Raw genomic sequence first — 23,317 nt, 5'->3', positions numbered from 1 at the left:
GAGAGCCCTCGGAGGTCCCTCCGCCAGGGGCCTCTTTGCTTTTTTACCGACATTTACCGCAGGCGGCTGACATCCCCGATATATCGAGCTTGGCGAAAAATATATCAATCGATTGACTTATTTCGCGATCGGCGTTATAAAACTGTCATGAGTCAGGAACACGACACCCAAAACCCGCCAGCATCCGCCCGCGCCGAGGCCGCGCGCCAGAAGATGTTGGCCGCCGCTCTCGACGTCTTCGGCCGCTACGGTTTTGACGGCGCCTCGACACGGCAGCTGACCGAAGCCGCCGGCGTCAATCTGCAGGCGATCCCCTATTATTTCGGCAGCAAGGAAGGCCTCTATATCGCCACCGCCGAATATCTGATGGCCCGCATCGATACCCATGTCGGCGACATGAGAGCGCGCATCGGCACGCGCCTCATGGCGCTCGACGCCGCCGGCGAAAGGCTTGGCGAAACGCAAGCCCGTCTGTTCCTCACAGAAATTCTCCAGACGATGGTGACGCTTTTCGTCGGCAAGGAATCGGAATCCTGGGCGCGCTTCCTGATCCGCGAACAGATGGAGCCGACCGAAGCCTTCGCACGGATCTATCAGGGCATCATGCGGCCGATGATCGAGATGGGCCGGCGGCTGATCGGCGCCATCCTGGGTGAAGATCCCGCCTCGGAACACGTGCGCCTGCGCGCCTTCAACCTTATCGGCAGCATCCTTGTGTTTCGCGTCACCCACGCGGCCGTGCTTGCCCAGATGGAATGGGACGCCGTTGGTCCGAAACAGGTGGAAACCTTGCGCGGCCTCGCCGCCGAACTGGTCGATATGCTCGGTCCATCGACGAAGGGAGGCGTAGCATGAAACGCCTCGTCTTCGTCGCCCTCCTTCTCCTCGTTGCGGCAGGCGCCGCCGCCTGGTGGTACGGCCTGCCTGAAAAGTTCGGCTGGCTGCCCGAGACCCGCCGCGAATTCGTCCTTTACGGCAATGTCGATATCCGCCAGGTCTCGCTCGGCTTCCGCGTCAGCGGCCGCCTCGCCGAACTCGGCGTCGACGAAGGCGATGTTGTCAAGAGCGGTACGGTGCTGGCGAAGCTCGATGCCGCACCCTATGAATTCGCCGTCCGTTCGGGCGAGGCCAACGCCGCGGCCCTTCGGGCGACGCTCGACAAGCTGAAGGCGGGTCCCCGCCCAACCGAGATCGCCCAGGCGCGCGCCGCCTATGACGAAAGCCTCGCCGATCTCGAAAATGCCAACCTCGCCTATGACCGAGCCCGCCAGCTTCGTCCGCAGGGCACGATTTCCGAAGCGACGCTCGACCAGGCGACCGCTGCAAAGGCAATGGCCGCCGCCCGCTCCGAGTCCGCCAACGAGGCGCTGAAACTGCTGCAGGAAGGTTCGCGCGTCGAGGATATCGCCGCCGCCGATGCACAGCTGAAGGCTGCGGAGGCAACGCTGGCCTCGGCCCGCACATCGCTTGCCGATACCGAACTGCGCGCACCGAACGACGGCGTCATCCTCTCGCGTGTGCGGGAGAATGGAGCCATCGTCTCGCCGGCCGATACCGTCTTCGTGCTCTCCCTGACCGAGCCCGTCTGGGTGCGCAGCTATGTCGCCGAGCCCGATCTCGGCCGCATCCACCCCGGCATGAAGGTTTCCGTCGCTTCCGATACGGCGCCTGACAGGCCGTATGACGGCACGATCGGCTTCATCTCGCCGGTCGCCGAATTCACCCCGAAATCGGTGGAGACACCGGAACTCAGGACTGATCTCGTCTATCGCCTGAGGATCGTCATCGACAAACCAGGCCCGGATCTGCGCCAGGGCATGCCGGTCACAGTGCGTCTTCCGACACGTGCGGCAGACGGACGATGACCGCCGCCGAAACCGCCCCCCAGACAGAGCGGGACGACAGGCCGCTCGTCCGGATCGACGGCGTCACCAAACGCTTCGGCGAAGCGCCCGCAGCCCTCGACGCCGTCTCCGGCATCATCGGTGGCGGTGCGATCACCGGCCTCGTCGGCCCTGACGGCGCCGGCAAGACGACGCTGATCCGTCTGATGACCGGGCTGATGCTGCCCGATGCGGGGACAGTGGAGGTTCTCGGCTTCGACACCAGGAAGAACGCCGCCGGCATCCAGGCGGCAATCGGCTACATGCCGCAGCGCTTCGGCCTCTATGAGGATCTCTCGGTGCAGGAAAATCTCGATCTCTATGCCGATCTGCGCGGCCTGCCGAAAAGCGAGCGCGCCGGCGCCTTCGACGAACTGCTGACCTTCACCGACCTCAAGCGCTTCACCGGCAGGCTCGCCGGCAAACTCTCCGGCGGCATGAAGCAGAAGCTCGGCCTTGCCTGTGCGCTTTTGAAGAAGCCACGCCTGCTGCTGCTCGACGAGCCCGGCGTCGGCGTTGACCCGATCTCGCGCCGCGACCTCTGGAAGATGGTCGAGAACCTGACGAAGGAAGGCATCGGCGTGCTGTGGTCGACCGCCTATCTCGACGAGGCGGAAGCCTGCGACCATGTCCTGCTGCTGAACCAGGGAAAGCTGCTCTTCTCGGGAAAACCCGCGGAGATGACCGAGCGCGTCAACGACCGGGTCTTCAGGGTGTCTGATGTCGCCGGGCGCCGCCGGCAGGTGCTTGCCGAGCTCCTGCAGGCCGATGGCGTCATCGACGGCGTGATCCAGGGCGAAGCGATCCGCCTGGTGGCCGCCAAGGACAAAAAGCCCGATATCGGCAAGGCGGGCGATGGCGCATCGCTTAGCCCCGCCCCGCCTCGTTTCGAGGATGCCTTCGTCGACATGCTTGGCGGCGGCCCCGGCGGCCGCTCCAGCCTTGCCGAGGCGCAGGAGCCGCTCACGGCTGAGGGCGACCGGCCGGTGATCGAGGCCAAGAGCTTGACGAAACGCTTCGGCGATTTCACCGCCGCCGAGGATATCAGCTTCGATATCCGCCGCGGTGAGATCTTCGGCTTGCTCGGCCCGAACGGCGCCGGCAAATCCACCACCTTCAAGATGCTCTGCGGCCTGTTGAAGCCGACCGGCGGCGAAGGCCGCGTCGCCGGCTTCGACCTTCGCCGCGATGCCGGAAAAGCCCGCAACCAGCTCGGCTACATGGCGCAGAAATTCTCGCTTTACGGCGATCTCACCGTCATGCAGAATCTCGAATTCTTCGCTGGTGTCTATGGCCTGCGTGGGCAGCGCAAGCGCGAACGAATCGCGCTGATGGCCGGCATTTTCGATTTCGGCCGCCACGCCCGCGAGCCCGCCAAGGACCTGCCGCTTGGCCTGAAGCAGCGCCTGGCGCTTGCCTGCGCCGTCATGCACGAACCGCGCGCTCTCTTCCTCGATGAACCGACATCGGGCGTCGATCCGATCACCCGCCGCGAATTCTGGACGCATATCAACGCACTGGTCGAAAAGGGCGTCACCGTGCTCGTCACCACGCATTTCATGGACGAGGCGGAATATTGCGACCGAATCTCGCTGATCTATCGCGGCCGCTCGATCGCGCTCGGCTCGCCGGATGAATTGAAGGCGCGCGTGGCAACGAGAGAGCAACCGGACCCGACGATGGAGGATGCCTTCATCGCCCTGGTGCAACAATCGGAAGCGGAGGATGCCGCATGAGCGCCTCTTCCGGTCGGCGTCGGCGTCTTTTTGCCCTCGTGCGCAAGGAGAGTTTCCAGGCGATCCGCGATCCGAGCAGCATCCTCATTGCCTTCGTGTTGCCGCTGATCCTGCTCTTTCTCTTCGGCTACGGCGTCTCGCTCGACACGACCCGCACCCGCATCGGCCTCGTGACCGAGGAACTGACGCCGCTGACACAGGACCTGTCGGCGAGCTTCCAGGCCTCGCGCTATTTCGATGTTGCAATGGGCCGCGACCGGCGACTGTTCGAGGAAGATCTCGTACTCGGCAAGGTGCGCGGCATCGTCGTCATCCCGGCCGATTTCACCACGCGTTACACTGCAGCCAACCGTCCCGCCATCCAGGTGATCGTTGATGGTTCCGACCCGAACACCGCCAATTTCGTCCAGAACTACGCCCAGGGCGCCGTCGCCAACTGGGAAGAGCAGCGGCAGGCCGACGTCGCCTCCCGTAGTCCCGCCATCGCGGTCGAGCAGCGCTTCTGGTTCAATCCGGAGCTCAAGAGCCGCAATTTTCTCGTGCCCGGCTCGATCGCCATCGTCATGACGCTCGTCGGCACGCTGCTGACCTCGCTCGTCGTCGCCCGCGAATGGGAACGCGGCACCATGGAGGCGATGATGGCGACGCCGGTGACAGCGGTCGAACTGCTCACCGGCAAGATCCTGCCCTGATTTCCTGCTCGGCCTCACCTCGATGACGCTCTGCGTGCTACTCGCGGTCTTTCTCTTCGGCGTGCCGTTCCGCGGCTCCGTCGCCGCCCTTTACGCGCTTTCGGCCGCCTTCCTGATCCCGGCGCTGGGGCAAGGCCTGTTGATCTCGACCGCAACGAAGAACCAGTTCCTCGCCTCGCAGCTGGCGCTGATCTCAGCCTTCCTGCCGGCCTTCCTGCTCTCGGGCTTCCTGTTCGAGATCAATTCCATGCCGAGGATTATCCAGTGGATCACCTTCATCGTGCCGGCGCGTTACCTGATCCCCAGCCTACAGACAGTGTTTCTCGCCGGCGATATCTGGCCGATGTTCGCAAAGGCAATCGCCGTCATGCTGGCGATCGGAGCCGTCATGTTCGTGCTTGCGGCCCGCAGCACCCGGAAGAGGATCGGCTGAGATGGGATGGACAAGGCTCTACGCCCTCATCATCAAGGAGCTGCTCGCCGTGCTGCGCGACCCCAAGGGCCGCGCCATCCTGATCGGCCCACCGATCGTCCAGCTTCTGGTCTTCTCCTATGCCGCCACACTCGAAGTGCGCAATGTCGACGTGATGATCCTCAACCGCGACAGCGGTCACTGGGGCCAGGAGCTGATCGAGCGTATCGACGGCTCGCCGACCTTCCGCCGGATCGCGATGGCGGGAAGCCAGGCGGATATCAGGATGGCGATCGATAACCAGACGGCCATCGCGGCAATCGAGATCGGCCCGGACTTTTCGCGCAATATCGAGGCGGGAACGCCTGTTGATCTGCAGGTGGTGCTCGACGGTCGCCGTTCCAATGCCTCACAGATCGTCGCCGGCTACCTCTCGCAGGTCGGCGGCGCCCTTGCCGCCGAAACACCGGCAGGCAGACGCGCCGGCGCCGGCATTGTCTCGTCGGTGCCGCGCAACTGGTTCAACCCGAACCTCACCTACCAATGGTTCATGGTGCCGAACCTGATCGCCAGCATCGCGCTCTTGATTGGCCTGATCGTCACGGCCTTGTCGATCGCCCGCGAGCGCGAGCTCGGCACATTCGACCAGTTGATGGTCTCGCCGCTGCGCCTGCACGAAATCCTGATCGGCAAGCTGATCCCGCCGATGATGATCGGCCTCTTCCACATCACCGTCTATATCCTGGCCGCCGTCTTCCTGTTCGAGGTGCCGCTCCGCGGTTCGCTATTCCTGCTTTACGGCAGCGCGGTTTTCTATCTCGGCTCGGTCGCCGGCCTCGGCCTCTTCATTTCGGCGCTGTCGATGACGCAGCAGCAGGCGATCCTCGGCGCCTTCCTGTTCATGGTCCCGGCCATGCTGCTCTCGGGTTTCGCGACGCCGATCGAGAACATGCCGGCATGGCTGCAGCCGGTGACGCTGATCAACCCGCTGCGTTATTTCCTGGTGATCGTCAAAGGCGTTTTCCTCAAGGATATCCCCCTGAGCGAGGTTGTGAACCAGACGATCCCGCTGGCGCTGATCGCCGGCGTCACACTCAGCGCTGCCGCCTGGCTCTTCCGCCGGCGCCTGGAATAATCCAATACCGCCACATGCTTCGGTCGCCTCACAGAATGTGAACCGGCCTGCCAAAGCGTGATTCTCCTGCCGGAACCTCGGATTGGCGTGGTCGTTACCCAAACGCAACCCCAGCAAAGGAGAAGCAAAATGTACAAGATCCTACTTGTCTCCAGCGCCCTTGCGCTGTCGTCTTTTGCCACCAATGCGTTCGCTGATGGCGCCGTGACCGGTGCAGCCGGCGGCGCCATCACCGGCGCGATCGTCGGTGGCCCCGTGGGTGCTGCCATTGGCGGCGTGGCCGGCGGTGTCGCCGGTGCCGTTGTCGATCCGCCGCCGCGCGAGGTCGTCACCTATGTCCAGCAGCAGCCTGCCCCGACCGCCTCGGTGGTGGTCCAGGAGCCCATCGTCGTCGGCAAGCCGCTTCCGGCTGATGTCGTCGTGACGCCGGTGCCCGACAATCCGAAATATGCCTACACCGTCATCAATGATCGCCATGTGATCGTCGAGCCGCGCACCCACCGTGTGGTTCAGGTGATAGAATAATCAAGCAACCGAAGCCGCCTGCTGCGGCTCGGCAACTTCCGGCCCCGCCTCGGCGGGGCCCTTTTTCGTGAGATTGCGGAAACGCATTAATGCTTGTCGCCGGTTCATGCCCTGTAAGCGACGAGCACGGCGCCGCCGGCGATCATGATAACGCCGAGCCAGTTGGGAAGCGTCAGGCGTTCACCCAGGAAGAGCACCGCGAAGACGGCCACGAAGACGACGGATAGCTTGTCGATCGGGGCGACCCGCGCAGCATCCCCGAGCTTCAGAGCCCGGAAATAGCAAATCCAGGATGCGCCGGTGGCAAGGCCGGAGAGCACCAGGAAGAGCCAGCTCCTGCTCGACACCGAAGACGGTTCCTGCCAGTGATGGAGACCATCATTCCCGCCGCCAGCAGGATAACGATGGTGCGAATGAAGGTCGCGAAGTCGGAATTGACGTTCTCGACGCCGACCTTGGCGAAAATCGCCGTGAGCGCTGCAAACCCCGCGGAAAGAAGCGCCCAAAGCGGCCAGCTTGTCAGAAGGCTTTTCATCCCGCTTGTCCTTGCCCCGTTGCACCTCATCCTAAGGCAAATCAGACCTTCAGCTCGCGCCGCTCGCGCTCGGTCACCATGGCGAGATCCAGCACCTTCTGCAGGTTGGCGGCGTGGCGGAAGTTCGGGTCCGGCTGGACACCGGTTGCCACGGCCTCGGCAAAACGCTCGTAGTTGGTCGCCACCGGTTCAACCTCGATCTGCGTCCAGGTGGCGGTTTCGACACCCTCCCCAAGGCAGCCATGCAGTTCCGAACCGCTGGGGCGGTGGATGACCTCAAGGCTGCCTTTTTCGCCGTAGATGCGCAACTTCAGCTCGTTCAGATGACCTGTCGCCCAGCGGCTGGCGTGGATGACGCCGAGTGCACCATTGGCGAAATCGACCGACATGGTGAAGCTGTCATTGGCATCCAGCATATATTCGCCGATCTGTCCGCCCGGCGCCTTATTGAAGGTCTTCAATCGTGCAAAGACGTGGTCGATGTCGGTCGCTGCGCCATAGGCGGCGAAATCGAGGATATGGATGCCGACATCGCCAAGCACGCCGTTCGAGCCGTGGCCGGTGGAAAGCCGCCACAGCCAGGTCGATTCCGTGCGCCAATCGCCCCAGGCACGCGACACGAGCCAGCTCTGCAGATAGGAGGCTTCCACATGCCTGATCGTGCCGAGCTCGCCTGATAGCACCATCTCGCGGGCGCGCTGCAACGGCGCGACATTGCGATAGGTCAGGTTCACCATGTTGATGACGCCGGCCTTTTCCGCCGCCTCCGTCATCTCCAGCGCCTTCGCATAGTTCTCCGCCAGCGGCTTTTCGCAGAATACATGTTTGCCGGCAGCAATCAGCGCCATGGTCGTCGGGTGGTGGATCCGGTCGGGCGTGACATTCGTCGCCGCATCGAATTCACCCCAGGCGATCGCCTCGTCCAGTGAAAGAAACCGTTTTTCGATATTGAACTTGTCGGCGAAGGCGGAAAGCCGTTCGGGATCGGTGTCGACGGCGCCGACCACCGTCACGCCGTCGATGAGAGAGAAGCGGGCAAGCTGGTTTTTCGCCATCACTCCGGTGCCAAGAACGAGTAGTCGCATGGATGCTCCTCAGCGGTAACCGGCTTCGCCGGCCTGATGCAGTTTCGGGCCGCGTTCGACGATCGGCTCCAGGGCCCTTTCTACCGGCACATTTGGGGCGTCGGTAATTCCAGTCAACGACCCTTGCGGGTTGTACGCCCATTTGACGCCGTTGATCAGCACCTTCTGGATGGTGGCGTCGTGATAGGTCGGATAGGTCTCGTGGCCGGGCCGGAAGTAGAAGATGTTGCCGGCGCCGCGCCGCCAGGTCAGGCCGGAGCGGAACACTTCGCCGCCCTGGAACCAGGAAATGAACACCGTTTCGAGCGGCTCCGGCACCGAGAACTGCTCGCCATACATCTCCTCGTTCTCGAGCTCGAAATGCTCGCCGATGCCGGCGGCGATCGGATGGCGCGGATTGATCGTCCACAGCCGCTCACGCTCGCCCGCCTCGCGCCATTTCAGCGCGCAGGGCGTGCCCATCAGCCGTTTGAAGATTTTCGAGAAATGGCCCGAATGCAGCACAAGCAGGCCCATGCCTTCCCAGACGCGCTTGGCGACGCGCTCGACGACGACATCGGAGACAGCGCCGTGATCCTTATGGCCCCACCAGGTCAGCACGTCGGTTTCGGCAAGCCGGGCTTCACTCAACCCGTGTTCCGGCTCCTGCAGCGTCGCCGTCGTCGCCGAAATGCCGGGATCGGTGTTCAGCGCATTGGCGATCGTCGTGTGCATGCCCTCGGGATAGATCCCCCGGACGATTGCATTGGTAGTCTCGTGGATATTCTCTCCCCAGACGACGGTGCGAATGGCCATGATGTGCTCCTGCAGAAACTGGAAGTATCGATAGGCGGGAAGGCGGGATTCAAAGCGCTTTGGAAAACAGCGCTGGCTGCGCCTCGTCTCCTCCACGTCTCAGCAACACATAGACCTTTGTCAGGAATTTGACAAAGGGGAAAATTTATCGGTGGGATTCTGGTAATGCTGCACGCAATATCACAGCAATATCAATGGGAAACGGATTTGGAAAAGAGATTGACGACGACCACCCCTGAAATGATCAGTCCAAGCCCGACGATCGCCGGCAGATCAAGACGCTGCTTGAAGAATACCAGACCGACCGAGGAAATCAGCACGATTCCCAAAGCGCTCCAAATCGCATAGGCGATGCCGACGGGGATGCTTTTCAGCGTCAGCGACAGGCAATAGAAGGCGGCCGCATAACAGGCGACGACGAGCGCCGTCGGCCCGATTCGGGTAAACTGCTGCGACAGCTGCAGCGCGGTCGTGCCGATGACCTCGAGCACGATGGCAGCAAACAACAGCCCGTAGACGGCGGTTTGGCTCATGGCGAAATTCCTTCGGATTATTTCCCGGTCAGTTCGATAAGGCGATCGATGAGATCCCGTCTCAGAACGCCGTCGATATCATGGCTTTCCAGCGTATCCGCAAACCACAGCCCATCGGCGGCGAAACGCACGAGCTGTGCGTCGAGGGAAGAATCGGTGCCCACATATTCCTCCGCCCGCGCCTGCACCCATCGGCGCCAGCGAAGGCGTAGCCGGGGTTCGGCAAGAAGCGCGATCGTCACCTGCGTCCAACTCCTGGAATCCTCGGGACGATCCCTGAGACCGGATACGGCCCTCACATAGGCGCGGGTGAAGCGGCCCTGCGGCAGCGGATCGCCGCGCATCAGTTCCTCTATATCGGCGTCGAACTTTTCAAGCAGGCTCTCGAACAGGGCATCAAGCAGCGCATTCTTCGTCGGGAAGTGATGCAGCAGCCCGCCCTTGCTGACGCTGGAGGCGGCGGACACCGCATCGAGCGTGACGGCGGCCATGCCTTCGCTGGCAGCAAGGCGCGCCGCGACATCCAGCAACTGCTGGCGCACAAGGACGGGTTGCTTCTTGCGATGGTGAGCGTTCGACATGCGATTAAAAGATACCGTCCGGACGGTTTTGTCAAGGAGAATCGGTCGAAACCCCTGTGCTATAGGCATTATGTGCAAAATGCCGCGGCAGCTTGATGACAGTTGCGATCATTTTACCCCCGGTGCATGAAAGAGATTGTGTGGGGAATGACATTTGGGATGGTTTCGTGACGGAGAAGGTCACCACCCTATATGAAGCGATCGGCGGCGATCCCGTGGTGCGGGCGCTGACGCACCGTTTCTACGAACTGATGGACAAGCTGCCGGAGGCAGGCAACGTCCGCGCCGTGCACCCGCCGAGCCTTCACGGCAGCGAAGAGAAATTCTACGAATATATGAGCGGCTATCTCGGCGGCCCGCCGCTCTATACCGACAAGCGCGGCCATCCACGCCTGCGCAGTCGCCATTTCGTCGCCGAGATCGGCCCCGTCGAGCGCGACGAGTGGCTGCTTTGCTTCCGCCGCGCTCTCGACGAGACGATATCAAGCCAGGCGCTGCGCGACCTCATCTGGGCGCCGGTGGAGCGGCTCGCCTATCACATGCAGAACAAGGAATGACCATGAGCCTGAATGCGCGCCTGGAGCCAGTGCTCTATCTTTTTGCCGGCCTGTTCGGCGTCGCCGGCGTGGCTCTTGCTGCACTTGCCGCCCATGGCGGCGGCGAAGCCAACCTGGCGGCATCCGCATCCGCCATGTGCCTCGCGCATGCTCCTGCGCTGCTGGCATTGGCTCTTGGCACCGCCAAGCTCAAAACCGCCTGGCTGGCCGGTTTGCTCATGATTGTCGGAACGCTGCTCTTTGCCGGCGACCTCATGACCCTGCGTTTCACCGGCGCCGGCCTCTTCTCCTATGCCGCCCCGACCGGTGGCTGGGCGATGATGCTGGGGTGGCTGGCCGTTGCCGCCGGCGCCGTCTTGCGCGAACGGCGTTGAGGAAGTTGGGAAGCTTGACTTCCCGGTTCTGAGGATGGGCCACATCAGAGTAGCCATCCGCAAATTTGGCGGCTGTCGGGAAGCCCTACCTCTCCTCCCTGATTCCTGTGCTTGTCACAGGAATCCAGTGCGCCCAAGTCTTTGGGCGCGGGAGACCCAATTCAGGTCCTATATCATTCACGGCGCGGACGCGTCGTGGCTGGATTCCTGTGACAAGCACAGGAATGAGGGAGGGTGAGGAATGCCTCGCCTTCCCCTGCAAAATCGCTCGAACCCCGTTATATGCCCTCGACGACGTTGAAACCTTCGAAAACAGGCGGGCCCTTGTACATGGCCTTGCGGTCGCCGGCATTGCGGTGCGCCGCGCGAAAATTCTCGGACTTCGTCCAGTTCTGGAAATCCGCTTCGCTCGTCCAGACCGTGTGCGAGGAATAGAGCGTATAGCCCCCCTCTTCGCTGGCCTTGCCGCGCAGCAGGCGGAATTCGACGAAACCGGGTACCTTGGCCAGGCTGGAATCGCGATTGCGCCAGACTGTCTCGAAATCACCTTCGTTCCCGGCTGTGACCTTGAAGCGGTTCATTGCGATATACATGCGATCTCCTTACGCCTTCCTCTTGCCGGCCCTTGCCGCATACGAGGGAAAGGCGACAACATTATCGCCGTGTGCCGCCGCCGGGCCAAGCGGCCTCGTCGCCGCTTCTCCGGGCATGCGCGCTTCCCAGGTCGGGAACAGCGCCACATTCTGGTAGATCTCCTGGCGTTCGGCATGCTGCCGGAAAAGTTCGTGGAGCTCGGGCACGAGGCCCTCGCCCGTCTGCGCGGCAAGCTTGTGCAGGCCGATCATGGTGAAGCCGTCGGGACGCTGATCGCTCATCGGGAATTGTCTCGCTCGTTCATCGTCTGCAGCGCACGCTCAAGGCTGGACTTGCTGCCGTTGCGCAGCGGGATAAAGGCCTTGCCGAACTTTTTGCAGCCGGTCTTCACGCGCAGGCAGGCATCGTGGCTGATACAGTCGATCGGGCAGAAGACGCAGTCGACCGAAGGCAGCACGGTATCGATTCGGGACACCGCTTCGCGCAGGCCGCCGTCATGATGAAGGAGTTCGGCGCCAAAATTGCTGGCGATCTGGCGAAGATGCGCCACCTGGCAATCACGCCCGCCGACATAGAGGAAACTGCGGCCATCCAGTTTGGAACGCCCGGCGGACGCCTGAGCAACGCCCTCGCCCGCGACGTCGCGGACCTCCCGGTTCGATCCCTTCTTGCCCTTGCGAGCCATATACCCCCCAGTTCACTCGTTGATCGTCACACGATTCCTGCGTGTGCGGGTGGACCTTATTAAACTTGATTTTTGGAGTAAAGTATAAAGTTGATTATTTTTATCATATTTATCGCGAGGTGACCTGAACCTCCTGGATAAAGCTCCAACTGGCCTTACCCCACTCAGGCGGCAACGGCGGAAACGGCGCGGCGCGGCGCACACCATCGAGAGCAGCCTTGTCCAAATCTGGAATACCCGAGCTGCCGGCGACGGAGACTGACGACAACCTGCCGGTTCCATCGATCGTCAATCTGAGACGCACCGAAATCGCCTCGCCCATCCTCTTGTATTCGTCAGGCACTCGAACTGCGCGGCGAATACGCTTCTGCACTTTGCCAGGATAATTGGCTACAGCGGCGCTTCCAACGCCATCACCTCTGCCTGATGTCGTTGACATGCCATTAAATTCAGGCGCGTCCTGACCAGTCGTTACGCCTCTATCCGAATCCCGCCGGTCCGTGCCGTTTTTTCCACCTGTAGGCTCCGCCTTTTTCCGAGACGGCTTTTTTTCATCCGGCTTCGGCTTTTCGACCTTCTTGGGTTTCGGCTCCGGCTTTTCTTCGGGTTCGGGAGAAACTTCGGCAGTCTTGACGGGCTTCACTTCCTCTGGTCGAACTTCAGTTGGCGGCACCGCAACCGCCGTCTGTTCTGGTGCCGCAGTCGGCAAGATATCGGGCACCGGCTGTTCCGGCACCACCGTTGCCATGGGCTGAGCGACGAAAGTGTCGGCGGGATTCTGAGAAACAAGAATCTCCGGCTCCGCAGCCACAGCTGACTCAGGCGAAACACGCGTTACTTCTTGAGCAGGCTGAATCGCTTCTGCAGACTCGATCTTAACTGGTTGTGCCTGCTCGGGCTGCATCTCTGTCGGCTGAAGTTCGTCAGTCTCAGTCGTCGATTGAACCGTCTCCGGCTTGACTTCCTCCGCGGCAATTTCATCTGGCTTCAATTCCAGCTCTGGATCACCTGCCGAAGTCTGATCGACATCGGAGTCGCCATACACGATGACGCTGACGGCCTCCCCGGCGTCTTCAATCACTTCGGTCGGTGGCTGCGGCATGACCAAGGCAAGAGCGACCACCAAACTTACATGGAAGATCAGGGAGCAGATGCAGGTCAGCGTCAGCCGCCGTCGCACCGGCTTCTTCTCGTCATCCTGCTTTTCCACCGCCGCATCCATCGGCGGCGCGGAGAGCGGAGCGACCGGTGCGGTTTCCGGATGGTCGGGAAAGGAGGATATCTGCGCAAAACGCGTGTAGTGGATCACCGTTTCGCCGGCTGGCTGCAGCTGCGCATTGCGCAGTTCGGAAAGCTCATGGCCAGGATGCATGCCGGGCATATTGTCGTTCAGGCTACTATCGGCGTCCGCCTCCCCGATGAGCACCTGTCTCGATCTGGACTTCGCTGAAATCGCCATTGTGTACGCCTTAGACAGCCTGAAACATGTCCGCCGGAGATCATCCCCGGCGTTATCTTAGCCCTCGAAGGGAACCGAAATCTGCGAGCGGGTGACGAGACCCTTCATGCATTCGCCCGCAGCCGGCCCGTCGCAGACTGGCGTGTCGTTGATCAGGATGCGGGTCACGCTCTCGCATTTGACATTCGGCATATCGAACTGGCGCACGCGCTTCTTGCCCTGCGGCAGATCGCGGAAATCGAGCACGGTGATGCGGTCGACGGCATTCTTGTCGTTGAAGAAGGCTAGCTCGAAGGAGACCTTGTTGATGGCGGCGGGCAACTGATTCAGCGCCACGAAGGTCATCATGCAGCCCTTTTGCGAGGGCGCGAGCGCATTGAGTTCGACATCGAGGGAAGATGCCGGTGCCGCCTCCTGCGCCTGACATACGCTTGAAATCGCCATCGCCATGCCGGCTGCAACAGCCGCAAACCTACCTGTCATAAAACCTTCTCCGTCATCGGCCCGAGCCGCCCGCAGGCAGCTCCTATCAGCAATTTCGAAAACTTGACCGTAATAGTATCCTATTGCGTCTTTAAAAAACTATGAGTAAGAAAGTCAAGATAAATGTCATCGCAACCGGGCCTCAGATCCCCGGCCTCACGGAATTGCCAACCGAAATGATGGTTGAAAAGCCAGATAACTTTAAGCACGTGCCGCTGCCGAGCGAGCCCGCGGCGCAGCACCGGATCCTCGAAAGCGCAGATCTTTTCCGCGGCACGAACGAGATCATGATCAGACACGAGGGCGTGACCTATCGCCTGAAGATCACCCGTCAGGGCAAGCTCATTCTCAATAAGTAAGGCCAATAGTAGGTAAGACATGACCGAACAGACAAGACCGGCGCCAGCCGAAATCCGGGCGTTTCGCGCCAAAAATCCGAAGATGCGCGAGCGCGATATCGCCGCCCAGCTGAAGATTTCCGAGGCGGCCCTCGTCGCCGCCGAAACCGGCATCAGCGTCACCCGCATCGATGGCAGTGCGCTGAAATTTCTCGAACGCGTCGCGAGCCTCGGCGAAGTGATGGCGCTGTCGCGCAACGAAAGTGCCGTGCACGAAAAGATCGGCGTCTTCGAAAACATCAAAAGCGGCATACAGGCCGCAATCGTTCTCGGCGAGAATATCGACCTGCGCATCTTCCCGAGCCGCTGGGAACATGGCTTCGCCGTATCGAAGAAGGATGGCGATCAGCTGCGCCTTAGCCTGCAATATTTCGACAAGGCGGGCAACGCCGTGCACAAGGTGCACCTGCGCCCCAATTCGAATGTCGAGGCCTATCACGCGCTGGTCGCCGCGTTGAAGCTGGAAGACCAGTCGCAGGACTTCGTCGAGGCCGAGACCTCAGAGACCGTCGATGAAACCGCCGACGTCAGCCGCGACGAGCTGCGCGACAACTGGAGCAGGCTCACTGACACGCACGAGTTCTTCGGCATGTTGAAGCGCCTGAAGATCGGCCGCCAGGCGGCCGTGCGCAGCGTCGGCGACGACTATGCCTGGAAGCTCGATAACAGCGCGACCGCGGAGATGATGCATGCCTCGGTGAAATCCGGCCTGCCGATCATGTGCTTCGTCGCCAATGACGGCATCGTCCAGATCCATTCCGGCCCGATCTTCAACGTTCAGGCCATGGGCCCATGGATCAATATCATGGACCCGACCTTCCATCTGCATCTGCGCCAGGATCACATCGCCGAGACTTGGGCGGTGCGCAAGCCGACCAAGGACGGCCACGTCACCTCGCTTGAGGCTTACAATATGCAAGGCGAGATGATCATCCAGTTCTTCGGCAAACGGAAGGAAGGATCCGACGAACGCGCCGAGTGGCGCGAGATCATGGAAAACCTGCCGCGGGCAGCAAGTGTCGCCGCATAAAGGATTGCAACGATGACGATGCGTAACAATCTGCGCCGGATCCGCCCTTGGCAATTGGCCCTGACGGCGGCCGTCATGGCACTGCCGCTGATCCCGTCGGCACCGGCGCTCAAAGGCCTCGCCTTCGTCCGCCCCGCCCACGCCGAGGAAAAGAAGCTCGACACCTCGCGCCTGGTTTCCGTCGGCGGCGATATCACCGAGATCGTCTATGCGCTCGGCGAGGAAAGCCGGTTGATCGCCCGCGACACGACGAGCACCTATCCGGAGGCGGCGCTGAAGCTGCCCAACGTCGGTTACATGCGGGCGCTCTCGCCTGAAGGCATCCTTGCCATGAACCCGACGGCGATCATCGCCGTCGAGGGGTCAGGCCCGAAGGAGGCGCTGGCCGTCCTGAAAAATGCCAGCGTGCCCTTCGAGACCGTGCCGAGCCCTTTTACCCGCGATGGCATCATCGCCAAGATCGATCGCGTCGGCGCGCTGCTTAACGTGCCCGAAAAGGCGAAGACGCTTGAGGAAAATGTAGCGGCTGATCTCGATGCGGCGATCACTGAGGCCGAAAAGCGCCCGGAGGCCGAACGCAAGCGCGTTCTCTTCATCCTCAGCGCCCAGAACGGCCGGATCATGGCATCGGGCACCGGCACGGCGGCCGATGGCATCGTCAAGCTCGCCGGCGCCATCAACGCCATCGGCGCATTCCCAGGTTACAAGCCGCTGACGGACGAAGCGATCATCGAAGCCAAGCCCGACATCATCCTGATGATGAACCGCGGCGATGGCGCCGGCACCACGAACGAGGACTTGCTGGCTCAGCCGGCGATCGCGTTGACGCCGGCTGGCGAGAAGAAGGCGATCATCCGCATGGACGGCATCTACCTGCTCGGCTTCGGCCCGCGCACCGCAGCCGCCGCGCGTGAGCTCAACGCGGCGATCTACGGGGGCTGATCATGGCGCTGCCGCAAGCCATGATGGAACAAAGGCGACCACTGCCGATGGCGGAGGTCAGCGCAAACCGGCAGGCGGGCGACAGAACGAGGCTCTCCTCTTTGGTCATCGTGTTGCTCGTTATCGGCTCGGTCTTCTCGATGCTGTTTTCGGTAACGACGGGCGCCTCGGATGCCTCGATCCTCGACGTTGTCGGCAACATGGCCGGTTCCGAGGCAGCACTGAGCACACGTGACCGGATCATCATCTTCGACATCCGTCTGCCAAGAGCGATCCTCGGCTTCCTGATCGGCGCCTCGCTGGCCGTTTCCGGCACGGTGATGCAGGGGCTGTTCCGCAATCCGCTAGCCGATCCCGGCCTCGTCGGCGTCTCTTCAGGCGCAAGCCTCGGTGCGGTCACCATGATCGTGCTCGGCGGCAGCCTTGCAGCGCCGCTTCAGGCACTTCTCGGCATCTATGCCCTGCCGGCGGCCGCCTTTGGCGGCGGTCTCTTCACGACGCTGCTGCTCTACAGGATCGCTACACGTCACGGCCAGACCTCGGTGGCGACGATGCTGCTGGCCGGCATCGCGCTCGGCGCGCTCACGCTCGCCCTCACCGGCCTGCTGATCTACCTGGCCAACGACCAGCAGCTGCGCGACCTGACATTCTGGAGCATGGGATCGCTGGCCGGCGCCACATGGACGAAGATCGCCGCCGCCGTGCCGATCATCCTGTTGTCTTTCACCGCCCTGCCCTTCATGGCTCGCGGCCTCAATGCCATCACGCTCGGCGAGGCCGCCGCCTTTCATATGGGCGTGCCGGTGCAGCGGCTGAAGAATGTCGCTGTCGTCGGCGTCGCCGCAGCGACCGGTGCGTCCGTCGCCGCCAGCGGCGGCATCGGTTTCGTCGGCATCGTCGTGCCGCATATCCTGCGTATGGCGATCGGCCCGGACCATCGTTTCCTGCTGCCGGCCGCAGCTCTGCTCGGTGGCTCTCTGCTGATTTTCGCCGATGTCCTGGCGCGCACCTTGGTCGCCCCGGCCGAGCTGCCGATCGGCATCATCACCGCGGCAGTCGGCGGGCCGTTCTTCCTGTGGATTCTGCTGAGGCAGCGTTCGCGCCTTGCCCTGTGAGCGCTGTCGTGAGTGACGAGATGATCGAAGTGTCCGGCCTCTCCGTGCGCCTTTCCGGCAAGACCATCATCAGCGACGTCACTTTTACGGCCAAGGCCGGCGAGCTGACGGCGATCGCCGGGCCGAACGGGTCCGGCAAGACGACGACGATGAAAGCCATATCGGGCGAGCTTACCTATGGTGGCTCGGTGCGCATCGGCGGCGACGAGGTGAAGGAGCTGAAACCCTGGCAGCTTGCCGCCATTCGCGGTGTGCTGCCGCAGGCAAGCACCATCTCCTTTCCCTTCACCGTGCGCGAGATCGTCCGCATGGGCCTCACATCGGGCATCAACCTCAATCCCGACAAGGCCGAGCAGACGGCAGCCGCCGCACTTGCATCAGTCGACTTGACCGGCTTCGAAGGCCGTTTTTATCAAGAACTATCCGGCGGCGAGCAGCAGCGCGTTCAGCTTGCCCGCGTGCTCTGCCAGATCGCCGAGCCTGTCGTCGACGGCAAACCTTGCTGGCTGCTGCTCGACGAGCCGGTCTCAAGTCTCGACATCAGCCACCAGCTAACGATCATGACGCTTGCCCGCAATTTCTGCGAACGCGGCGGCGGCGTCATCGCCGTCATGCATGATCTCAACCTGACAGCGCTCTTCGCCGACCGCATCGTGCTGATGAAATCCGGCCGCCTCGCCGTTGCCGGCGGCATCGGTGACGTTTTGAGGGACGAGAACATGCTCTCGGTATTTGGCTGCGCGCTACGAATCAACCAGGTGCCGGCCGACGGCACGCCCTTCATACTCGCCCACAGCGCCGTTTCCCAGCGCTGACCGCCCGCGCGGCGGAACTTTTGCCCGCCCGGGACGTTTTTCGGCAGTGATTTGGGTCAATGCCGCGCGATATCTTTCATGCAACGGACGGTGGTGACCCCAGTGCGAAATAGGCGGGCTTGCGCGCGCCCCAGCCAATGGAGACAGCCATGAGCTATTCTATCTTCCAGTCCGGCCGCAGCCGCCGCAACGGCACCTTTCACAATCTGGAATCCGGCATCGAGGAGCAGGTCGAGGCGCTGCGCGACGAACTCGCGGAACTGACGCGCCTGGTCGGCAAGAATTCACGTCACCAGAGCGAGAAAATCCGCAGCCAGGCTGGCGCCGGTTATGAGGAACTGCTCAGCCGCAGCGAGGATCTCTTACGCGAATTGCAGCACGGCTATGAGCGCGGCACGACCGAAATGCGCGACACCGTGCGCAAACATCCGCTGGCAACCCTCGGTGCGGCAGCCGCTTTCGGCCTCGCCATCGCCTTCCTAGCCCGCCGCTGAGGAAGCGCAATGCTGTCGATCCTCAGTCTCGTGACGGGCGCAAGCGTGCACCGAACCGTTGCACGCGCCAAGCGCAATAGCATCATCGTCGCGCTCGCCGCGCTTTTTCTCCTCACCGCCTATGCGCTGGCTGTGACCGCCGGCGCCATCTGGCTCGCCGGCATCTACGGCGCGTTAGGCGCGGTTCTCTTTCTCGCCGCCTGCGCACTGCTGATCGCCATCATTGCGCTAGTGGTGATGGCGGTTATCAATACCCGGGAAAAGCGTCGCGCCCGCGAGCGCCGCGCCGCACTGGAATCGATGGCAGCAGTCGGCCTCGGCCTAATCCGCGCCCAGCCGCTCCTGACCGCCGGCGTACTGGCGGCCATCGTCGCGGCCAATCTGGTGGGGACGAAGCGGGAGGATTGACGGCTGGGACAAGGCGTCCACCCTGACCCCTTTGCCAAAACCAGGGAGAAGACCACTCAATTGGTATGGGATGGATGCTTTAACGGTTCATCCCATCTCTCCAGCCTTCAGTTTCCTGCTGTCCGGAGCGGCGCGCGAAGTCCACTCATGCGTCGGCCGTTGAGCATCAAGCCGGAGGAGTCTGGGGCAGGCCAGAGCCGGATAGCTGCTCTACACTCCGATTGCCAGCCCCTCGGGAGAGTTTTATCTCGAGTGGGTATTGGCTATGCCACGTTGTATGCGGTTTAACAGTTCGTGGAGAACTGCTCATGAACGCCGGTACTCCTCCTCGTGCGCCAGTGAAAAAATAGGCAAGGACGGTCAGCCCATCCTCCCTCATTCCTGTGCTCGTAACAGGGATCCAGCCACGGAGCGTCCGCGCCGTGAATGAATTGATCACCGAAAAAAGTCTTTCGCGCCCAAGGACTTGGGCGCGCTGGATTCCTGTGACGAGCACAGGAATTAGTTGGAGAGGGAGTGCCCTGATGGCGTCGGCCAAGCAGATGCTCGTTCTGCTCGGCAACCGACAACGCCAGAAAAGCCGGAGCCTAACAGGGCAACCGGCTTGCTCAAAACGCAAACGCCTTCGACGTCAGCGGTGCAGAGGTAGCATCCGGGCCGAAATCGGCTTCGCCTGAAATCTGCAGCAATTCCTGCAGCCGCTGGCGGGCGCGGTTGACGCGGCTCTTGATGGTGCCGACGGCGCAGCCGCAGATTTCGGCCGCTTCCTCGTAGGAAAAACCCGAGGCACCGACGAGGATGATCGCCTCGCGCTGATCCGGCGGCAGCTGGTCGAGCGCCTTCTTGAAGTCCTGCAGATCGAGGGCGCCGTATTGCGAGGGGTGCATCGCCATCGATTCCGTGAACAGCCCGTCGCTGTCTTGGATCTCGCGGCCGCTCTTGCGCATCTGGCTATAGAGTTCGTTACGCAGGATCGTGAAGAGCCAAGCCTTCATATTGGTGCCCATCTCGAAATGATCCTGCTTGGCCCAGGCCTTCATGATGGTGTCCTGGACGAGATCATCGGCACGATCATGCCGCCCGATCAGCGAAATGGCGAAGGCGCGGAGACTTGGGAGGGCCGCCAGCAGTTCCCGCTTGAAGCTGGGTTGCGCTTTATCTTCCATGCGCATGATCCTATTCGGCCATCTTGGCAGAAGCCATCATTTCGGCATGGTCAAGCTTTTCGAGAAGGTCGAGGAAACGATCGGGAATCGCCTCCTCCTGCGCGGAGGCATAGAGCGACCGTAGCCTGACGCCGATCTGATTGTTCGGGTCCAGGATATCGCTTGCCCGCAGCTCCAGCTTGCGCTGATCGGCTGCATCTTTCTTGCGTGTCGTCATCAATTCGTCTTCTCGCCGGTTGTCTGTTGGGGCGCGCACGGGGCTGATCGCGATTTCAACCATCGACACCGAGCCTTCGCTTGTCGATGTCGCTGGCATATTTTGCTGGATGGGTCAAAACGCTACGCCCTTTCTTCGTCGGCTTGATAATGCGGCGCGACAAAAAAGTTCCTGCCGTTCCGGAACTTTTTTATCAAGGCGGCGTTAATCGGTCATTGGAGCCAATGACCGGCCTGCATACGGGAGCCCTTAATGACACTTTCCACTCGAATTGCGCCGCACCTGCCTTATCTGCGCCGCTATTCCCGCGCCCTTACCGGCACTCAGACTTCGGGCGACGCTTATGTCGCCGCCGTCCTCGAAGCTATCATCGCCGATCTCACCATTTTCCCGGATACGGCGAATGACCGGGTGGCACTCTACAAACTGTTTACACAATTGTTTGGTTCCACCGCCGTCCAGATTCCAGAGCCGACTTCGCCCTATGCCTGGGAACAGCGCGCCACCCTGAACCTATCCAAGGTTTCGCCGGGCGCCAGACAGGCCTTCCTGCTTGCCTCCGTGGAGAATTTCCGCGTCGCCGAGATCGGCGAAATCCTGGAACTCGACGAACAGGACGTCATGCGTCTGCTCGACATGGCCTCGCAGGAGATTTCCCGTCAGGTCGCGACCGACATCATGATCATCGAGGACGAACCGCTGATCGCCATGGATATCGAGCAAATGGTCGAAAGCCTCGGCCATCGCGTCACCGGCATTGCCCGCACCCATGCCGAGGCAGTGGCGCTCTACAACAAGACCAAACCGAGCATGGTGCTGGCCGACATCCAACTGGCCGACGGCAGCTCCGGCATCGACGCCGTCAACGACATTCTCAAGACCTCGAGCGTGCCGGTGATCTTCATTACCGCCTTCCCGGAAAGGCTTCTGACCGGCGAGCGCCCGGAACCGACTTTCCTTGTTACCAAGCCGTTCAACCCAGACATGGTCAAGGCGTTGATCAGCCAAGCTCTTTTCTTCAACGAATCGACCAGAGTGGCCGCCTGAGACGCAATTTTCCGGCCTTCGGAACCAAATCGCCAAAGCAGACGTTCCGGTGCTACCGGGACGCTCCGCTGCTTTAACGGTTTTTGCAGCGCTTTGTTCTAAAGTTGACGGGCGGCGTCTCTATGGGCGCTTCCTTCAGCAACGTTCAAGATGTCACAAGGAAAGGCGGCCGAGTGAGTACGACTGAACCATTGTCCGGCATGCCTTTTACCTTCGAGGGCAAAGCCGCAATGATGGAGCGCGCGCTCGGCAGCGCCGGGATTTCAATCCTCTGCCAGGATGCCCGGCTGGCAATCTTCTATGCCGAAAATCTGCCGCCTCATTTCGCTGCACTTTTCACGCCCGGCGACGGTGATGCTGCCCTGTTCGGCGACGCGCACGGCCGGTATCTGACGGCGCTGAAATACAAGGTGCTGGAAACCGGTATGCCCAACAATGCCGAGGTCGAAATCGACGTCGACGGCGAAATGCGCACCTATGAGTTGAAGATCCAGCGCACCGGCAAACGCGGCACCCATGGACTTCTGTCGGTGATGGCGGAAGTCACCGAAAGCCGGCATCGTGAAAAAGTCCTGAAATCGCTGTTGCGCGAACTTTCGCACCGCTCCAAGAACCTTCTCGCCATCATCCAGGGCATCGCCACGCAGACGGCGCGCAACACGCTCTCCCTCGACAGCTTCCTGCTCAAATTCCGCGGACGGCTGCAATCGCTGTCCAACTCGCAGGATCTGATCACCGATTCAAGCTGGCGCGGTGCCTATCTCTTCGAACTAGCCGAAAAGCAATTCGCTCCCTACTGGCCGGAAACGGCCGGCTCCATGCCGATCTACGGCATCAATGCCCATCTGACACCGAATGCCGCCGTGCATCTCGGGCTCGCCCTCCACGAACTCATCGTTAACTCCGCCTCCTATGGCGCGATATCCGGTGGCGCCGCCTCGATCACCTTGAATTGCCGCGACGCCATGATCGGCGACAGGAAGGCGATTGAAGTCACCTGGGCCGAGGTGCTGCAGAACCAGGCGGAAGTCCACGAATTCAGCGACAACAGCTTCGGCCGCACCGTGCTCGAGCGTGTCGTGCCCTCGTCGGTCAACGGCAAGGCGGAGCTCAATCTCGTTCCCGGCCGCATCGAATATCGTCTGACTATTCCGGAAACCGAATTCGAAATCTTCAAGCGCGTGTGAAAGCCTGACGCCTAAAGCGCGTCGCGTCAAATTTGATCATGCGACGCGCTTTAGCTCTTTGTTTTTACGCATCTCGTTGCCGCAAAACCGCTGCACACTTTTGCGCGACATGCTCCAGGAAACGGGACTGCCGAACGGAAAAACAGCCGGTGCGAGGGCGGCGCACCGGCTGTCTTCACTCACCGGGAGGGGACCGTGAGTACGTCCGGATAGTGGGTTGGGGGCGCGCATGTTGGGTCGATGCGATCACCATCCGGATATCGCAATAACGACGACCTCCGACATTGGTTCCCTCCACCGACAAAAATATTCGACTTTTTTGAATCTTTTTTCGGATGTGCTTCTGCCGCCGCCCGCGCAATCATTTTACCGATAGGCACGTGCATAAATTAAGGCGATAAAACAGATACTTGCCTCGATGCGTCGAAGGCAAG

The 23,317-nt window shown here is 61.6% G+C and carries 27 protein-coding genes and 2 pseudogenes; 17 read left to right on the top strand and 12 right to left on the bottom strand.

The window, feature by feature from the left end:
- Positions 1-147: 147 nt before the first annotated feature.
- The 6 genes and pseudogenes from MF410_RS01900 (at position 148) to MF410_RS01875 (ending at position 6,383) form a co-directional block, all read left to right on the top strand.
- The gene (locus tag MF410_RS01900; RefSeq protein WP_239620111.1) at positions 148-855 is read left to right on the top strand and encodes a CerR family C-terminal domain-containing protein; all 708 of its coding nucleotides are present in this window, start codon (positions 148-150) and stop codon (positions 853-855) included.
- A complete protein-coding gene (gene hlyD, locus MF410_RS01895; protein WP_097626350.1) occupies positions 852-1,865 on the top strand; it encodes a secretion protein HlyD in 1,014 nt (337 codons plus the stop codon). The genes MF410_RS01900 and hlyD overlap by 4 nt, the downstream gene beginning before the upstream one ends.
- A complete protein-coding gene (locus MF410_RS01890) occupies positions 1,862-3,619 on the top strand; it encodes an ATP-binding cassette domain-containing protein (RefSeq protein ID WP_097626348.1) in 1,758 nt (585 codons plus the stop codon). The genes hlyD and MF410_RS01890 overlap by 4 nt, the downstream gene beginning before the upstream one ends.
- Positions 3,616-4,744 (top strand): annotated as a pseudogene (locus MF410_RS01885) (ABC transporter permease). Before MF410_RS01890 ends, MF410_RS01885 begins: the two are co-directional and overlap by 4 nt.
- Before the next feature lies 1 nt (position 4,745).
- Positions 4,746-5,858 carry an ABC transporter permease gene (locus MF410_RS01880; protein WP_239620109.1) on the top strand — a complete coding sequence of 371 codons (1,113 nt, stop codon included), beginning with the start codon at positions 4,746-4,748 and terminating at the stop codon, positions 5,856-5,858.
- 129 nt (positions 5,859-5,987) lie between these two features.
- On the top strand, positions 5,988-6,383 hold the full coding sequence (locus MF410_RS01875; RefSeq protein ID WP_097626342.1) for a DUF1236 domain-containing protein: 396 nt from the start codon (positions 5,988-5,990) through the stop codon (positions 6,381-6,383).
- A 104-nt stretch (positions 6,384-6,487) separates the two neighbouring features.
- Here the strand turns inward: MF410_RS01875 and MF410_RS01870 are convergent.
- The 5 genes and pseudogenes from MF410_RS01870 to MF410_RS01850 all read right to left on the bottom strand — a co-directional run bounded on the left by MF410_RS01870 (position 6,488) and on the right by MF410_RS01850 (position 9,912).
- Positions 6,488-6,918: pseudogene (locus MF410_RS01870) on the bottom strand (EamA family transporter).
- Positions 6,919-6,959: 41 nt separating this feature from the next.
- The gene (locus MF410_RS01865; protein WP_097626338.1) at positions 6,960-8,003 is read right to left on the bottom strand and encodes a Gfo/Idh/MocA family oxidoreductase; all 1,044 of its coding nucleotides are present in this window, start codon (positions 8,001-8,003) and stop codon (positions 6,960-6,962) included.
- 9 nt (positions 8,004-8,012) lie between these two features.
- On the bottom strand, positions 8,013-8,798 hold the full coding sequence (locus MF410_RS01860; protein WP_131711329.1) for a ThuA domain-containing protein: 786 nt from the start codon (positions 8,796-8,798) through the stop codon (positions 8,013-8,015).
- 191 nt (positions 8,799-8,989) lie between these two features.
- On the bottom strand, positions 8,990-9,331 hold the full coding sequence (locus MF410_RS01855) for an SMR family transporter (RefSeq protein ID WP_097629078.1): 342 nt from the start codon (positions 9,329-9,331) through the stop codon (positions 8,990-8,992).
- Positions 9,332-9,348: 17 nt separating this feature from the next.
- The gene (locus tag MF410_RS01850) at positions 9,349-9,912 is read right to left on the bottom strand and encodes a TetR/AcrR family transcriptional regulator (protein WP_097629079.1); all 564 of its coding nucleotides are present in this window, start codon (positions 9,910-9,912) and stop codon (positions 9,349-9,351) included.
- A gap of 167 nt (positions 9,913-10,079) precedes the next feature.
- On the opposite strand from MF410_RS01850, the gene MF410_RS01845 reads away from it, so the two are divergent.
- Both MF410_RS01845 and MF410_RS01840 read left to right on the top strand, forming a co-directional pair.
- Positions 10,080-10,469 (top strand): group II truncated hemoglobin, encoded by a 390-nt coding sequence (locus tag MF410_RS01845; protein ID WP_097629190.1) that lies wholly within the window; start codon positions 10,080-10,082, stop codon positions 10,467-10,469.
- Between the two features lie 2 nt (positions 10,470-10,471).
- Positions 10,472-10,843 (top strand): DUF423 domain-containing protein, encoded by a 372-nt coding sequence (locus MF410_RS01840; RefSeq protein WP_097629191.1) that lies wholly within the window; start codon positions 10,472-10,474, stop codon positions 10,841-10,843.
- A 278-nt stretch (positions 10,844-11,121) separates the two neighbouring features.
- Here MF410_RS01840 and MF410_RS01830 read toward each other — a convergent pair whose 3' ends face one another.
- From MF410_RS01830 to MF410_RS01810, 5 genes are all read right to left on the bottom strand, one after another.
- The gene (locus MF410_RS01830; protein ID WP_239620106.1) at positions 11,122-11,436 is read right to left on the bottom strand and encodes an antibiotic biosynthesis monooxygenase; all 315 of its coding nucleotides are present in this window, start codon (positions 11,434-11,436) and stop codon (positions 11,122-11,124) included.
- A 9-nt stretch (positions 11,437-11,445) separates the two neighbouring features.
- Positions 11,446-11,718, bottom strand: coding sequence for a hypothetical protein (locus tag MF410_RS01825; protein ID WP_097629081.1), 273 nt, complete (start codon positions 11,716-11,718; stop codon positions 11,446-11,448).
- Positions 11,715-12,122 (bottom strand): DUF2325 domain-containing protein, encoded by a 408-nt coding sequence (locus MF410_RS01820; RefSeq protein WP_003590644.1) that lies wholly within the window; start codon positions 12,120-12,122, stop codon positions 11,715-11,717. Before MF410_RS01820 ends, MF410_RS01825 begins: the two co-directional genes overlap by 4 nt.
- A 109-nt stretch (positions 12,123-12,231) precedes the next feature.
- Positions 12,232-13,581 carry a TonB family protein gene (locus tag MF410_RS01815; protein ID WP_097629082.1) on the bottom strand — a complete coding sequence of 450 codons (1,350 nt, stop codon included), beginning with the start codon at positions 13,579-13,581 and terminating at the stop codon, positions 12,232-12,234.
- A 57-nt stretch (positions 13,582-13,638) separates the two neighbouring features.
- Positions 13,639-14,064 (bottom strand): hypothetical protein, encoded by a 426-nt coding sequence (locus MF410_RS01810; RefSeq protein WP_097629083.1) that lies wholly within the window; start codon positions 14,062-14,064, stop codon positions 13,639-13,641.
- Positions 14,065-14,240: 176 nt separating this feature from the next.
- Between MF410_RS01810 and MF410_RS01805 the strand changes: the two genes are divergently transcribed.
- The 7 genes from MF410_RS01805 (at position 14,241) to MF410_RS01775 (ending at position 19,266) form a co-directional block, all read left to right on the top strand.
- Positions 14,241-14,423, top strand: coding sequence for a hemin uptake protein HemP (locus MF410_RS01805; RefSeq protein WP_097629192.1), 183 nt, complete (start codon positions 14,241-14,243; stop codon positions 14,421-14,423).
- 19 nt (positions 14,424-14,442) lie between these two features.
- The gene (locus tag MF410_RS01800; RefSeq protein WP_097629084.1) at positions 14,443-15,492 is read left to right on the top strand and encodes a ChuX/HutX family heme-like substrate-binding protein; all 1,050 of its coding nucleotides are present in this window, start codon (positions 14,443-14,445) and stop codon (positions 15,490-15,492) included.
- A gap of 12 nt (positions 15,493-15,504) precedes the next feature.
- Positions 15,505-16,434 (top strand): ABC transporter substrate-binding protein, encoded by a 930-nt coding sequence (locus tag MF410_RS01795; protein ID WP_097629085.1) that lies wholly within the window; start codon positions 15,505-15,507, stop codon positions 16,432-16,434.
- A gap of 2 nt (positions 16,435-16,436) precedes the next feature.
- On the top strand, positions 16,437-17,549 hold the full coding sequence (locus MF410_RS01790; RefSeq protein WP_097629086.1) for an iron ABC transporter permease: 1,113 nt from the start codon (positions 16,437-16,439) through the stop codon (positions 17,547-17,549).
- 20 nt (positions 17,550-17,569) lie between these two features.
- The gene (locus MF410_RS01785) at positions 17,570-18,364 is read left to right on the top strand and encodes a heme ABC transporter ATP-binding protein (protein ID WP_097629087.1); all 795 of its coding nucleotides are present in this window, start codon (positions 17,570-17,572) and stop codon (positions 18,362-18,364) included.
- Positions 18,365-18,513: 149 nt separating this feature from the next.
- On the top strand, positions 18,514-18,858 hold the full coding sequence (locus MF410_RS01780; RefSeq protein WP_003590628.1) for a DUF883 family protein: 345 nt from the start codon (positions 18,514-18,516) through the stop codon (positions 18,856-18,858).
- A gap of 9 nt (positions 18,859-18,867) precedes the next feature.
- Entirely contained in the window at positions 18,868-19,266 is a 399-nt protein-coding gene (locus MF410_RS01775) for a hypothetical protein (protein WP_097629088.1), read from the top strand.
- A 608-nt stretch (positions 19,267-19,874) separates the two neighbouring features.
- Here MF410_RS01775 and MF410_RS01770 read toward each other — a convergent pair.
- Both MF410_RS01770 and MF410_RS01765 read right to left on the bottom strand, forming a co-directional pair.
- Positions 19,875-20,432, bottom strand: a complete 558-nt coding sequence (locus tag MF410_RS01770; RefSeq protein WP_003565924.1) for an RNA polymerase sigma factor — start codon at positions 20,430-20,432, stop codon at positions 19,875-19,877.
- 10 nt (positions 20,433-20,442) lie between these two features.
- Positions 20,443-20,649 (bottom strand): NepR family anti-sigma factor, encoded by a 207-nt coding sequence (locus MF410_RS01765; protein ID WP_097629193.1) that lies wholly within the window; start codon positions 20,647-20,649, stop codon positions 20,443-20,445.
- Positions 20,650-20,901: 252 nt separating this feature from the next.
- Here MF410_RS01765 and MF410_RS01760 point away from each other — a divergent pair, with 252 nt between their 5' ends.
- A complete protein-coding gene (locus tag MF410_RS01760) occupies positions 20,902-21,696 on the top strand; it encodes a response regulator (protein ID WP_003581798.1) in 795 nt (264 codons plus the stop codon).
- Between the two features lie 191 nt (positions 21,697-21,887).
- Positions 21,888-22,883 carry a sensor histidine kinase gene (locus MF410_RS01755; protein WP_179867179.1) on the top strand — a complete coding sequence of 332 codons (996 nt, stop codon included), beginning with the start codon at positions 21,888-21,890 and terminating at the stop codon, positions 22,881-22,883.
- Positions 22,884-23,317: the final 434 nt, after the last annotated feature.

This window comes from Rhizobium sp. C104 (assembly GCF_022354505.1).
Taxonomy (GTDB): Bacteria; Pseudomonadota; Alphaproteobacteria; order Rhizobiales; family Rhizobiaceae; genus Rhizobium; species Rhizobium redzepovicii.
The sequence above is the reverse complement of the archived record's forward strand: the minus strand, read 5'-3'. Positions and strand labels throughout refer to the sequence as shown.